Genomic DNA, 13,949 nt, shown 5'->3' with positions numbered 1-13,949 from the left:
ATTTCCTAATGATTACTAAATGAAAAACAGCCCTACTTTATCAAATTTCTTGCAGATTAGTCTGCATCAAAAGATTATTGTTATTGCGATACCGATGATCTTAAGTAACGTCACAACTCCTTTGATGGGATTGGTTGACACCGCCGTGTTAGGCCATATGCAAGGATCGCATTTTCTGGCTGGGGCATCAGTTGCGGCATTGATTGTCACCCAACTATATTGGTTGTGTGGCTTTTTGAGAATGACCAGTACAGGTTTAAGCGCACAAGCTAAAGGCAGTCAAGATCCCACACAGCTCAGCCAAAGTTTGTTTCAAGGTGTCCTAATTAGCTTCGTGCTGGGTTGTTGTTTACTGTTAGTGAAAGACGGCATTTTGGCCTTGGGTTTATTCTTTGCAGATGCGACTCCCGTCATTCAAGGGGTGATATCTGAGTATTTCTCAACCCGAATCTGGGGAGCGCCTGCAGCAATAGTTAATCTAGCTCTCATTGGCTGGCTAATAGGCCAGCAGAAAGCTAAACAAGTATTGCTTATCCAAGTCTTAGCCAATCTATTGAACTTGGCGCTTAATCTTTGGTTTGTTTTTGGTTTGGGGTTAGAGGTGTTTGGCGTGGCCCTTGCTAGCGTCGTTGCTGAGTATTTTATTGCGATAGTGAGTTTGAGCGCCGCGTTAAACATTATTGGCAAACCATTAATCCAAAAAAAGTGGTTTTCACTGGCCTATTTACGACCTTTGTTATCCCTTAATGGCGATACCTTTATTAGAAATCTCATCTTACAAGCTTGTATCGCCTTTCTTATTTTTAAGGGGGTGGGTTTTGGTTCTACTTCAGCTGCAATTAATGCCATTTTAATGCAGTTTTTTACCCTAATTGCCCTAGGGTTAGATGGTGTGGCGTATGCCGCTGAAGCATTAGTTGGAGAACAAAAAGGCCAAAAAAATTCCAAAGGTATCATTCATGTCACGTTGCATGGGCTGATATGGTCTAGTGTTGTCGCTTTGCTGTACACCTTGGTTTTTGTGGTTTGGGGCAGCGAAATTATTGGCATAATTACGGATCAAGCGACTCTGCAAATAGCCATGAAAGACTACTTAATATTTGTCTATTGTTTGCCCCTAATTGCCCACTGGTGTTTCTTTTTTGATGGCGTTTTTGTGGGATTAACACGGGCCAAAGCGATGCGAAATAGTATGTTGCTTTGTGGTTTGGTTGTTTACTTCCCTGCTTTTTGGGTGTTTTTAGCTCATGCAAATCAAGGTCTATGGATGGCGATGTTACTATTTTTACTGACCAGGGGCATAAGCTTGGGGGGGTACTTTATTTATCTTTGTCGCTATCATCGCTTAACGAGTTAAGCTTAAGACTCGAAGGTGGCGGTTTAAAGCTGGCGGTCATGCGGTGCGCCAGAATACCTAGATACCCTCTGATGGAATATAAGCTACCTACTGCCAATATAATTAGGCCGGGAATTTGGATAATCGGCGCTATTTTTGCGCCAATTAAAATAACCACTGCGCCTAAGCAAAATATGCCTAGGCCTCGTTTGAAAAAAGCCCAACTTTTATTTGGATCATTGGCAAACCGCTGCAACCAGTTAATGTTCGTATCCTTTGCTGAGCTCTTATTAAATAGGCAATTTAGTAGTAAGAGTGTTCGCCTGCTTGGTGTTCGGTCGCATCTTTAACCGCGGTTAATTCACCAGAAAACTGTTCTAACATTTGTTTTTCGATGCCGTCTTTTAAGGTGACATCTACTTGTGCACAACCGTTACAGCCGCCACCAAATTGTAATACCGCTTCTTTTTCTTTGGTGATTTCGACTAAGGTTACTTTACCGCCATGGCTAGCAAGTTGCGGATTAATTTCGGCCTCAATCATATAACTTACACGTTCAGCTAAAGGTGCATCGCTATCCACTTTTCGGGCTTTGGCATTCGGTGCTTTAAGTGTTAGCTGTGAGCCCATTTGGTCTGTAACAAAATCAATTTCTGCTTCTTCAAGAAATGGCGCGCTTTCTAAATCGACTACTGCATCAAAACCATTAAATTCCAACACTGTGTCTGATTCTTCTACCGCATCTGGTGGACAGTAAGATACACCGCACTCTGCGCTAGGCGTGCCAGGGCTAACCACAAACACTCTGATGTTAGTATCGGGCTCTTGGTTTGCTAGCAGCTTACAGAAATGTGCTTGTGCTGTTTCTGAAATGTTTATCATGGGCTATCTACCTCTAAAATATGTCTTGTTAGATAATAACAAAATTACTTGACTAAAACACTCAAGTAATCGTTTTTGCGTATTAATTCGAACTAAAACGTGCGACCATTTTTACAAATGTTGACTGACTGGACTAATTTTTATGAATTTAGTATTTCGAATGTTTATTTTTTGCTTGTTGATCATCAGTACCAAAGCAGCATCTGTGGTGGATACCGCATATTTACCTGTAAATACTCAATATAAAACTGAGATTACTACGCCTACTCAAGCATTAGGTTCATCAGTGGGCGAATGGCACGTTCGTCATGATCAAATTGCCAGCTATATGCAAGTGCTAGCTGCACAATCAGACCGCGTCAGTTTAGTTGAAACAGGTCGTACTCATGAAAATCGCCCACTTTATCTATTGGCTTTTAGCTCTGCTGAAAATCAGCAAAATCTAGCCGCGATCCAAGCCAGACATATTCAAAACTTAGGTCAATCTACTGATAAAAATGCCCCGCTCATTGTATGGATGGGTTACAGCGTACATGGTGATGAACCATCAGGTTCAAATGCTGCTTTATTAATTGCATATTATCTCGCTGCCGGTGAAAGCGAATTAATAAACCAATTGCTTAAAGACAATATTATATTGCTCGATCCAAGTGTGAATCCAGATGGACTCTCGCGATTTGCTCAGTGGGCCAATATGCATAAAAGTAAGAACTTGGTGTCTGATCCAAATCACCGTGAGCACAAGCAAGCTTGGCCTTCAGGTCGCACTAATCACTATTGGTTTGATTTAAACCGAGATTGGTTGCTGTTGACTCATCCAGAGTCCCGGGCGCGTATCAAGCAATTTCATCAATGGCGTCCTCACGTATTAACCGACTTTCACGAAATGGGCACTAATAGCACTTACTTTTTCCAGCCCGGTATTTCTTCTAGAAAAAACCCATGGACACCGTTAAAAAATGTTGAATTAACAGCCGCAATAGGGGATTTTCATGCAGCAGCGTTAGATAAAACTAAACAGCTGTATTTTACTCAAGAAAGTTTTGACGATTTTTATTATGGTAAAGGTTCAACTTATCCCGATGCCCACGGCAGTATTGGAATATTGTTTGAACAAGCCAGCAGCAGAGGACATTTGCAAGACTCAGTTCATGGCCCGTTAAAATTCTCCGACACTATACAAAATCAAGTGACAACATCCCTATCAACTTTTACGGGTGTGTTAGCGCATAAAAAAGCCATTCTTGACTATCAAGTTGACTTCGCCAAACAAACTAAAGAGTTAGTCAAAGATGATGATTTAGCCGGGTACATATTGAATGAGAAATTTGACCAATCCCGTTTCTCAAAAATGTTAAGCATTTTAGCCTCACATAAAATTCAATATTGGCCATTAAGCAAGGATATAAAGGTAAATGGACAAAATTTTGATTCATTGAATAGTATATTTGTACCACTCGATCAGCCTCAATATCGACTGATAAAATCACTTTTCTCAACCCGTAAATCATTTGACGATAATACCTTTTACGATGTGTCGAACTGGAACCTTCCCTTAGCATTCAATATCCAATATCAAGCGGTTAAAAGATCACCAAAGCTAGACAAACAGGCTGTTAACAAATCCAAACCTGTTAATCCTAAATTGTTGCCTGGCGCTTACGCTTATGCTTTTTCTTGGCAAGATTATCAAGCGCCTAAACTATTACAGCGTTTATTGGCGAATAAGGTGAAAGTAAAACTTGCTGGTGATGCGTTTTTTGCGCAAACCGCACAAGGTGGTATGAGCTTTTCAGCAGGAGCGGTGATTGTGCCAATCGCCTTAGAGCAGCCTGAAAATTTGTTAGGTATCATTGTGCAACAGAATAAGGAACTAAATATTCCAGTTCATTCGGTTACGTCTGGATTAACTCGTCAAGGTATTGATTTTGGTAGTCGTAAAATGCTTAACATTACACTGCCTAAAGTATTGTTAGTGGGAGGGCGAGGTACCTCTCAATATGAATTGGGAGAAGTATGGCACTACTTAGATCAGCATGTTGATATGCCTGTTTCAATCACTGATTTAGATCAACTGGGTCAACTTACTTTAGATAGTTATAGCCATATGGTGTGGGTTGAAGGCAGGTATAAAAACGTACCTGAAAAAACCGTCAAAAAAATTGAAAGCTGGTTAAATTCAGGCGGCGTACTTATTGGCCAAAAGTCTGCGGCCAACTGGTTTTCTGATAAACAATGGCTAAAAGCTGACTTTATAAGTAAAAGTGAGATTAAGTTAGCGTTTGAAACAACAGGTTTAACTTATAAAGACCAAGAAGCGCTTACCGCTAAACAAAGAATAGCTGGGGCAGTATTTGAGACTGAGTTGGATTTAAGCCATCCATTAGCTTTTGGTTTTACGTCCTCTACCTTACCTATGTTTCGTAATAGTGCATTGGTGATGAGCCAACCCGATAAACCATTTGTTACTGTAGCTGGGTATGTTAAATCGCCACTTATGGCAGGTTATACTGCTGATGAATTGCAGAAATTGATTGGAGGCAGCGCTGCAATTGTGTCGCACAATTTTGGTAAAGGTAAGGTGATTGGTTTTGCGACTAATGTTAATTTTAGGGGCGTTTGGTATGGCACTAGCCGTTTGATGAGCAATGCCATATTTATGGCTGACTTTATTGATGCTCCCTAACATTAATGCACTAGCGTAATACAAATACTCCAAATATCGATTCGCAAATTAGAGTTGTGCTTACGTAAACAGTGGTAAGCACAATTCATTGTACTTCCGGTGGTGATAACATCGTCGAACAGAGCGATATGATTATAACCTTTCAATCGTAATTCAGATGCTTCACTTACTTCAAATGCATTACGTAGATTTTTATTTCTTTGGGCGGCAGATAAGTCTGTTTGCGCAGAGGTAGATTTACATCTGGTAAGAATAGACGTGTCCATGTCTAACTGACCTAATTTACAAATGTGTTTGGCTAACTCTATGCTTTGATTGAATTTTCTATTTAAATATCGGTTTTTGTGCAACGGTATGGGAATAATTAACTGAGGCAATTCGGGGATTGAATTTAAGCAGTATTTTACAAAAACAGCCGCCAGAGCTTGCGCATTAGGCACATGTTTAGAGAATTTTAATCCGATTAATAACTTCGATAATGGCCATTGATAGTCAGCAAGAGCCAACACTTGTGGAAAGTCTACCTTTGCTAAACTCCTGTGCACGTTTGGTGAAAACATTAAATTGTGTTGGTATCGGTCAATATCAAATAGTGTAAAATCATCAACACAATAGTGGCATATTGAAGTGTTACTGGGTTGTTTACAAACTAAGCAACGTTGACTCAGTATGATTTTCATCTTGTTGTTATCCTTGTACTCAATGTAAAGAGCGGTTTTCCTTAAGTTAAGTGTAGAAGAAATGTCAGTGAGATTAAAAATATCAACTGTGGGTAGTAGTGGTAAGTCGCTTGTTTTTTTGCATGGCTGGGGTATGAATAGTGGTGTTTGGCAGTCGTTGATAGACATACTTAAAGATCAATTTTGTATTACCACTATCGATTTACCTGGATATGGGTTAAACCATCAACAGTTACCCGTTCCTTATAATTTGCAGAATATTTCGACAGTAGTGGCAGAACATCTTCCTGCAAACTGCACACTTATTGGTTGGTCTTTGGGTGGATTAGTGGCGCAGCAGATAGCCAACTCTCATCCAGAGAAACTTAAACAACTGGTGTTGATTTGCTCCAGTCCAAAATTTTCTAGAAGTACAGATTGGCCTGGAATTGATCCCAAAGTGCTGGATTTTTTTACTCAGCAGCTCGAGCTAGATTTCTCTAAAATGATAGTGCGTTTTTTGGCTATACAAGCCATGGGTAGTGAGAATGCCCGGCAAGATGCAAAAACAATTAAACAGGCGCTACAAAAATATCCACTCCCGTCTTCAGTTGCATTAGCTGAAGGTTTAAAGCTGTTGCAAGATACTGATTTACGTGAACAATTTAAAACCTTGTTGATGCCTTGCCAAGTGTTTTTAAGCCACTTTGATACCCTAGTGCCTGAAAAAATCGCTCCCATTATTCAACAACTTAACCCCAAGGTCACGATAGACCTTATCTCTGATGCTGCTCATGCTCCTTTTATTTCAAACACCGAGGACTTTGCTAAACGTCTAGTTGAATCACTGGTTTAATGACTAATACCTAGTTGGTGTGGGTATAAAGCAAGGTAAAGCTTTATAAAAACCTGAAAATGGTTAATAATTGAACACGAGAGGTTAAAGTAGTAGAGGTGTAAAAGTGAATATTACTAACAATGTAAATTCTGCCATTGTCAGCGGCACTATTGGCATTCAAAGAGCATCTAATGGCATTACACAAAATGCCTCAAATTTAGCTGGCTTGTCAGCTTTTTCTGCGCCCTCTCGCGACCCTCAAGAGTTTTTGGCAAACGCTACGTTAAACCAACTCAGTGCAATCAAACAAACACTTCCACAAGCTAGTGAAGGAATTACCTCGAATCTAGTTGGATTATCAGTCAATCTTACTAACGCACAAGCGTCTGCAAAAGTAGTAGATACAGCTAGCGGTACCGTTGGAACAATACTGGATATTCTGGCCTAGCCTTATGAATATTCTTCCTCCCGTACCCACTCCTACAGTATTTAACGTTGGCACCGTTAATACCGAGTCTGTGCGCAGAGATAATACTCAACGAGAAGCGGTGCCACAGTTAGTTGCGAATGAAAAATCAGCAGCTGAAACAGGTGTGGGTTCTGAAGCGGATAAGGTTAAAACACCTGGGCAAGCTCCCCCACCGCTTACTTATGAAAAGCCGGTTCCTCAGGGAGGCCAACAGCTCAATACGCAAAATGATTCTGCTAAAGACAATGGGCAGGATGCGAGTGCGGGTAAAGAAAATGCGGAAGAGCAACAACAGCAACAACAAGCCGAACAACAGCAAATTACAGAGCTAAAACAACGAGACGCCGAAGTAAGAGCCCATGAACAAGCTCATGCATCTTTGGGTGGTCAATATGCCAGTTCACCTCAATATGAATATGAAAGAGGGCCAGACGGCAGACGATATGCAGTAGGTGGCGAAGTTTCAATAGATATATCAGAAGCTTCTACACCCGAGGAAACTATTCGCAAGGCACAACAGGTTAAAGCCGCAGCTTTAGCTCCAGCAGAGCCTAGTGCGCAAGATTTAAGGGTCGCAACCGAAGCCACACAAATAACCCTAGAAGCGCGTAGTGAAATAGCACGTGAGAATGCTAAAGAAGCACAAGAGGCATATAACCAAGCTGTTCCAGACATTCAGAATACCGAGGAAGAACAACAAAACTCTATTATTGGGGCGACCCCTTCACTTGAAGACATTGTTGATGCTTTAGATGTCGGCATACCTACCCGTTCACTGGATATTAGTCAGTCGCAGGTTGATGAAAATAATTTCATTGACCTAGAGATTGATTTGGATGGTGCGAGTCAATTTCTGGCAAACAGAGACTTAGAAATTACACGTAGAGTATCAGTGATTGAAAGTTTTTATACTCAAGTGTCAAGCCCACGTGCTGACGGATTGCAGCAATCCGCATAAACCAGCTAAAAATAAGCTTTATCTCAGAATGAAAAAAGCCCTCGAACGAGGGCTTTTTAGTTTCTAGGGATAAGTTATTTTTTGGCTTTGGCAAAAGCGTCAGCAAAAGCATTACCCATCATTTGATTCGACTGTTTTGGCTGAGTCTTCTGATGATTGGTCTTAGCTGGGCGATTATTGGGCTTTTTATCTGCACCATGTTTTTGTGCAGCTGGTTTTGATGCCTGATTAGGCGTATCGCCCATCCGCATAGTGAAAGAGACACGTTTTCTTTCAACATCCACTTCCATCACTTTAACTTTGACAATATCGCCTGTTTTGACGATATCTCTAGGGTCAGCAATAAACTTGTCGGTCATGGCGCTGATATGAACGAGGCCGTCTTGATGGACTCCTACATCAACAAACGCTCCAAAATTGGCAACGTTGCTCACGACACCTTCTAAAATCATGCCTACTTTTAGATCTTTTAAAGATTGCACGTCATCTTTAAAGTTTGCTGTTTTAAATTCTGGGCGAGGATCTCGACCGGGTTTATCAAGCTCGCTGATAATGTCGGTTATTGTGGGTAAACCAAAGGAATCGGTGACAAAGTCTTCAGGTTTAAGTTTTTGCAACACTTCGGTGTTGCCGACTATATCATTCATCGCAATACGAGCATGATCGACAATTGAATTCACTACTGGGTAAGCTTCAGGGTGCACGGCTGATGCGTCAAGAGGATCATCACCACCCATGATACGTAAAAACCCTGCAGCTTGTTCATAAGCTTTTGGCCCTAATCGGTCAACGCTAAGCAATGATTTACGGCGCTTAAATGCCCCATGCTGATCACGGTAACTGACGATATTATTTGCTAGAGTGCGGTTTAGTCCCGATACATGACTAAGCAAAGCACCAGAAGCAGTGTTGATATCTACACCTACCGCATTCACACAGTCTTCAATCACTGTGCTGAGTGATTTACCTAAATTGCTCTGGCTCACATCGTGTTGATATTGGCCTACGCCTATGGCTTTAGGTTCAATTTTAACTAATTCTGCGAGTGGATCTTGTAGTCGTCTCGCGATCGAAACTGCGCCACGTAATGACACATCCATATCCGGCAATTCGTTTGACGCTAACTCTGATGCAGAATAAACAGAGGCTCCTGCTTCACTGACAATAATTTTGCTCACGCCCAAGTCGGGGTTGGCTTTGATCATTTCGGCCGCGAGCTTATCGGTTTCTCTTGAACCTGTGCCATTGCCGATACTAATAAGTTGTACTTTGTGTTGTTTGCATAAAGTTGACAGGGTGCGAAGTGACTTGTCCCATTGATTCTGTGGCACATGAGGAAATATAGTAGCAGTGGCTAATACCTTTCCTGTTGGGTCTACAATCGCTATTTTCACACCTGTACGAAGACCAGGGTCTAAGCCCATAGTAACTTTGGGGCCAGCGGGTGCTGCCATCAACAAATCATTTAGATTCTTAGCAAATACATTAATTGCGTCTTGTTCTGCTTGCTCACGTACGGCACCAAATAATTCGTTTTCCATATGCAACATTGTTTTGACTCGCCATGTCCATTGCACTACCGATGCTAACCAAGTGTCAGCTGGTCTATTGGCAAATTTAATGTTGAAGTGTTCGGCAATAATTTGTTCGCAATATGAACTTCTGTCTCCTTCATCCTTCTCTGGATCTGCATCTAGACTGACTTGTAGGATGCTTTCGTTTCTTCCCCTAAACATTGCTAGGGATCTATGGGAAGGAATTTTTTTCAAGAACTCGGTATGTGAAAAATAGTCTTTGTATTTACTGCCTTCGTTTTCTTTGCCAGCTATAACTTGGCTTTTTATGTGGGCGTGTTTGTTTAAATGTTGACGAATCTTTTGCAACAACTGTGCATCTTCAGCAAATCGCTCCATTAAAATATATTTTGCGCCATCTAGAGCTGCTTTAGTATCAGATATTTCTGCATTTTCTTTTACGAATGTTTGAGCCTCAGACTCAGGATCAAGTTGCGGGTTGTCAAATAGTGCATTAGCTAAAGGTTCAAGCCCTAACTCAATGGCAATTTGCCCCTTGGTGCGGCGTTTGGGTTTAAACGGTAGGTATATATCTTCTAATTCTGTTTTATTTTCGGCGCCTAACAAACTGCTTTTTAATTGCGGCGTCATTTTTTCTTGTTCTTCAATCGATTTAATAATGACTTTTCGTCTGTCTTCTAAATCCCGCAAATACGTTAAGCGTTGCTCTAATTTTCTCAATGCTATGTCGTCTAGTCCATTGGTCGCTTCTTTTCGATAACGAGCTATAAAAGGTACGGTCGACCCTTCATCCAACAACTTTACCGCTGCCTGAACTTGTTGCGCTTGCACTTGTAACTCTTGCGCAATTTTTTCCACTATCATCATCGAAGACCCTGTATGTCATTCATTTTCATCTAGGCACTTATATAGGGGTGCGAGAGAGAAATTACCAGCGCTTGATGAATAAAAGTGGTAATTAAATTCATTCTTTCTCAAAGGCTTCTTGATACTTAATGGAGTTTATAAACCACTCCTTTGTGCCGCTTGGCGTTTTGACCATGCAAACATCGTCTACACTCTTTTTGATTAAGGCTCTTGCCATAGGTGAATCAATGGATATGAAGTTTCTATCTTCACCATAAATTTCTTCTGGGCCAACAATGCGAAAAGACTTAACTTCACCCTCATTATTTTCAATCTGTACCCAAGCGCCAAAAAACACCTTGCCGTCTTGTGCAGGCGAATGGTGAACTACCTGCAGCTCTGGAAGTAGTTTTCTTAGAAACCTAACGCGCCTATCTATTTCTCGTAACAATCGCTTGTTGTATTGATAATCTGCATTCTCCGATCTATCTCCGAGACTCGCTGCCCAGCTAACAATTTTTGTGATTTCAGGCCGCTTTTTCATCCATAAATGTTCATGCTCATCATAGAGTTTTTTGTAGCCCTCAGGTGTTATTAGCTTTGTTTTCAATCTTGAATCTAACCCAAAGTGTTATTTGATTGCGCTGAGTATAGATTTTCTAAGGCATTTACCAAAGCGTCTATTGTTCAAATAGGAAAACTTGTGTCCGTTTCACCATGAAAAGTAATTTATCAACCCTAAAGTAAGCGACACCTAGATGTGTGAGAATTATGTAAAAACAAAATTAGTCGTGGTTTACCAAGGGTCACAGCTCTGATCTAAAATGCGGTAGACGATGACAAAAAAGTTGCAACATCAAGAGGTAATAAAAACCATTTTGTTAGCGCAATTTAATCCAAAAAATAATGACTTTTTGCCGTGTAAAAACATGGTTTTAGACTACGCTTAATAGTAATCAAAGTGAAGTAGGGTTTTTAACAAAAATCACTGCAAGGTCATATTTGATAGACACTTTGAGGAACCCTGCGTTAAAGAGAGTTGCCCTTTTTTACGCTCTTTATAGAGTCAACTGAAATAAGAGAGCAAGTCATACTACCTTTAAACTTGGCAACACTTGATTTGAGGTAAATAACGACATCCAAACATTTAAAGTTGAAATAAAATTTAGTCGAAAAGACAACAAATTACAGTTTAAATTACCCGGTTAATTCGGGATAAATAGCCCTTTTGAAGGGCAACAGAGTGAAGGGAATAAGGTTCAGCAGGGAGAATAGCTGATTATCAAAGTGATAAACCTAAGCCGAGCAAGGTTACTTGTTCGGCTTTTTATTTGAGTGGTCACTTATTTCTGCGCATTGGTATGAGTGATATTTTATCTATTTAGTTGGCATGGTCTATTTTGATTATTTCAAGCAATTCCACTTCAAATATTAAGGTTGAGTGACTCGGTATTTTGCCTGTAGAACGGACTCCGTAGGCTAAAGCTGAAGGCACATAAAACTTATATTTAGCTCCTACATTCATCAATTGAACTCCCTCAGTCCAACCTTTAATGACTCGGTTTAGTGGAAAGCTTGATGGCTTATTGCGTGAATAAGATGAATCAAATTCTGTTCCATCTAATAAAGTACCAAGATAATGAACTTTTACCGTATCAGAAGCATTAGGTTTACTGCCTTTGCCATTTTTTAGTACTTCATACTGTAAACCTGAGCCAGTGGTAGTCACGCCGGGGCGTTTAGCATTTGTGGTTAAAAAGTCTATGCCTTTAGCTCTATTTTCATCTGCCCTTAGCGCTTTTAATTCGACTTGCTTTTCTCTTACCAGTGACTCAACCGCACGAGTAATAGAATGAATTTCGTCGTTATCTAATTGTGACTGATTCTGTAAGGCTGCAATAAAACCTTTTACTAATAAGTTTTGGTCGTATTCAAAACCTACTTCTTTTTGATGGGTGATTTTACGTTCTACAATTTGACCCATGCTAGCGCCCAGCGCATAAGATTGTTTTTGTTGTTCTGTATCAAGGGCTAATATTTCAACTTTCATATTATCAACAGGCGGGGGCTGACAAGCACTTAAGATTAAGGCTGAGACAATCAAAACAGTGATTGAGGTATTTTTCATTATAATTTTCCAACAAGCAGTATGTGATTGGTTGGCAAACGCATATACTAAATGCATATGACAAAAGAGAAACCAATTGAATAAACATACTAATATCATCTATTTTGTTTTGTCGCTAAGTGTTTTAACACTTATGGCTTGCGGTGGTTCAAGTAATGTCCCTGTAAGCTCAGTTCGCCATGCTGAAGGTGGTTCTCACGCGTCCCACATATCTGCAGACAATACGATTACGGTTGTTTCTACTATTGAAAATGGCATTACCGTTTGGGATTTAGCCAAAAACGAACAGCGATTTGTGTGGCGACATCAAGATGATGGCAATAACTCAGTGACTAACATTCACATCGCCTTTGATAATTCTTACGTTGTGACTTCTGATCGAGAAGCATTTGCTTTGTGGAACTTAGACATTGGTGAGCCAGAAGGTTTTTGGCGAATAGATGAAGCAAGTATTCGAGACATAGCCGTCTCAAACCAAGGACGAGGTATTTTGGTTGGGCGTGGAAATGGTAAAGTGATGTTTTTTGAGCCTAAAACAGGTAGGCGATTGGAATTTTTGGGTCACCAAGAAAAAATTAACAGTGTGGATATTTCACCTAATGGTTTTTATGCATTAACAGGTGGCAACGACTATTTAGCCTATTTATGGGATACTCGAACTGGTCAAGTTATTCATAAATTCGACCATACTAGTCGAGTCACTAAGGTCGCTCTAGATGACAATGGACGCTACGCATTTACCGCTGACAGCAAGCGAGATGCGCGGGTTTGGGATTTGGTTACAGGTAAAGAAGTTAGCAACTTAAGGTTTTCTGCAAGACAACGAATATTCACTGCAGCCGTGTTTTCAGATGATGGTAAGTATTTACTAACAGGCTCACCAGCAAGACGCATAAATCGCTGGGATGTGGAAACAGGTAAAGAGTTAAACGAATGGCGAGTATCCGCCCGTGAAGGTAGTAAGCCAGCATCTGCCGTAGTGCATGATATAGGTTTTACTAGCGAAAACGAAATTATTTCAGAAAGTAGCAGTGGTTTACTAGAAAAGTGGAAGATTGAAAATTAATGAGCACAGTACAAACAGATATCGAACAATTACAAATGAAAATGGCTTTCCAAGAAGACACTATAGAAAGCCTTAACCAAGCGCTAATCCAACAACAAAAACAAATGGATGATTTGCAATTTCAGCTCAAACAACTGGTGTCAAAAATTAGCGCAATTGAACCAAGCAATATGGCGTCAGAGAAAGAAGAGTCTCCACCACCACATTATTGATTTATTAAGTGGCGTTGGAATGTGCTAAATCTCAATGTGAAGGTCTAAATGGGAATTACACACAAACAACACATCACTCCGGCTTAAACACTCCAATTACGCTTTCACTGGCACGCGTTGCTTTGGCGACTTTTTTATCTGCTTGGGATTCTGAATAATGGCACTTAACGCATTGCAATTTTTCCACGTTATTTTCGAAATACAACATAATGGTATCTAGTGCTCGACATTTTGGGCAGGTTGCACCTGCGACAAAACGTTTTTTAATTTTATTAACCATGGTTTAAGAGATTTTTTCGGTTGCTCATCTTGGTATGATACCCCCATTCAAATT

The 13,949-nt window shown here is 40.4% G+C and carries 14 protein-coding genes; 7 read left to right on the top strand and 7 right to left on the bottom strand.

Annotated elements, in window-relative coordinates:
• Positions 1-19: 19 nt before the first annotated feature.
• Positions 20-1,357 carry an MATE family efflux transporter gene (locus QZ488_RS03410; protein ID WP_293746252.1) on the top strand — a complete coding sequence of 446 codons (1,338 nt, stop codon included), beginning with the start codon at positions 20-22 and terminating at the stop codon, positions 1,355-1,357.
• On the opposite strand, the gene QZ488_RS03405 is transcribed toward QZ488_RS03410, so the two are convergent.
• Positions 1,320-1,592 (bottom strand): hypothetical protein, encoded by a 273-nt coding sequence (locus QZ488_RS03405; RefSeq protein WP_293746250.1) that lies wholly within the window; start codon positions 1,590-1,592, stop codon positions 1,320-1,322. The two genes, QZ488_RS03410 and QZ488_RS03405, sit on opposite strands and share 38 nt — an antisense overlap.
• Before the next feature lie 47 nt (positions 1,593-1,639).
• On the bottom strand, positions 1,640-2,218 hold the full coding sequence (gene nfuA / locus QZ488_RS03400; RefSeq protein ID WP_293746248.1) for a Fe-S biogenesis protein NfuA: 579 nt from the start codon (positions 2,216-2,218) through the stop codon (positions 1,640-1,642).
• Positions 2,219-2,360: 142 nt separating this feature from the next.
• On the opposite strand from nfuA, the gene QZ488_RS03395 reads away from it, so the two are divergent.
• Positions 2,361-4,904, top strand: coding sequence for a M14 metallopeptidase family protein (locus QZ488_RS03395; protein WP_293746246.1), 2,544 nt, complete (start codon positions 2,361-2,363; stop codon positions 4,902-4,904).
• Between the two features lie 2 nt (positions 4,905-4,906).
• Here the strand turns inward: QZ488_RS03395 and QZ488_RS03390 are convergent, their stop codons facing one another.
• Positions 4,907-5,584 (bottom strand): ComF family protein, encoded by a 678-nt coding sequence (locus QZ488_RS03390; RefSeq protein ID WP_293746245.1) that lies wholly within the window; start codon positions 5,582-5,584, stop codon positions 4,907-4,909.
• A 61-nt stretch (positions 5,585-5,645) separates the two neighbouring features.
• On the opposite strand from QZ488_RS03390, the gene bioH reads away from it, so the two are divergent.
• The 3 genes from bioH (at position 5,646) to QZ488_RS03375 (ending at position 7,828) form a co-directional block, all read left to right on the top strand.
• Entirely contained in the window at positions 5,646-6,419 is a 774-nt protein-coding gene (gene bioH / locus QZ488_RS03385) for a pimeloyl-ACP methyl ester esterase BioH (protein WP_293746243.1), read from the top strand.
• Between the two features lie 106 nt (positions 6,420-6,525).
• Entirely contained in the window at positions 6,526-6,849 is a 324-nt protein-coding gene (locus tag QZ488_RS03380) for a hypothetical protein (RefSeq protein WP_293746241.1), read from the top strand.
• Positions 6,850-6,853: 4 nt separating this feature from the next.
• Positions 6,854-7,828 (top strand): putative metalloprotease CJM1_0395 family protein, encoded by a 975-nt coding sequence (locus QZ488_RS03375; protein ID WP_293746239.1) that lies wholly within the window; start codon positions 6,854-6,856, stop codon positions 7,826-7,828.
• Between the two features lie 74 nt (positions 7,829-7,902).
• Here QZ488_RS03375 and QZ488_RS03370 read toward each other — a convergent pair whose 3' ends face one another.
• The 3 genes from QZ488_RS03370 to QZ488_RS03360 form a co-directional block, all read right to left on the bottom strand.
• Positions 7,903-10,227: a Tex family protein gene (locus QZ488_RS03370; protein WP_293746326.1), complete on the bottom strand. Its 2,325-nt coding sequence runs from the start codon at positions 10,225-10,227 to the stop codon at positions 7,903-7,905.
• A 100-nt stretch (positions 10,228-10,327) separates the two neighbouring features.
• The gene (greB, locus tag QZ488_RS03365; protein ID WP_293746237.1) at positions 10,328-10,819 is read right to left on the bottom strand and encodes a transcription elongation factor GreB; all 492 of its coding nucleotides are present in this window, start codon (positions 10,817-10,819) and stop codon (positions 10,328-10,330) included.
• 771 nt (positions 10,820-11,590) lie between these two features.
• Positions 11,591-12,337 (bottom strand): FKBP-type peptidyl-prolyl cis-trans isomerase, encoded by a 747-nt coding sequence (locus QZ488_RS03360; RefSeq protein ID WP_293746235.1) that lies wholly within the window; start codon positions 12,335-12,337, stop codon positions 11,591-11,593.
• Positions 12,338-12,470: 133 nt separating this feature from the next.
• On the opposite strand from QZ488_RS03360, the gene QZ488_RS03355 reads away from it, so the two are divergent.
• On the top strand, positions 12,471-13,403 hold the full coding sequence (locus tag QZ488_RS03355) for a PQQ-binding-like beta-propeller repeat protein (RefSeq protein WP_293746324.1): 933 nt from the start codon (positions 12,471-12,473) through the stop codon (positions 13,401-13,403).
• On the top strand, positions 13,403-13,615 hold the full coding sequence (locus tag QZ488_RS03350) for a SlyX family protein (RefSeq protein WP_293746234.1): 213 nt from the start codon (positions 13,403-13,405) through the stop codon (positions 13,613-13,615). Before QZ488_RS03355 ends, QZ488_RS03350 begins: the two co-directional genes overlap by 1 nt.
• Before the next feature lie 73 nt (positions 13,616-13,688).
• On the opposite strand, the gene QZ488_RS03345 is transcribed toward QZ488_RS03350, so the two are convergent.
• Positions 13,689-13,895, bottom strand: a complete 207-nt coding sequence (locus tag QZ488_RS03345; protein WP_293746233.1) for a YheV family putative zinc ribbon protein — start codon at positions 13,893-13,895, stop codon at positions 13,689-13,691.
• Positions 13,896-13,949 lie beyond the last annotated feature (54 nt).

Origin of the sequence: uncultured Paraglaciecola sp., assembly GCF_913020055.1 — a bacterium.
GTDB lineage: Bacteria > Pseudomonadota > Gammaproteobacteria > Enterobacterales > Alteromonadaceae > Paraglaciecola.
The sequence above is the reverse complement of the archived record's forward strand: the minus strand, read 5'-3'. Positions and strand labels throughout refer to the sequence as shown.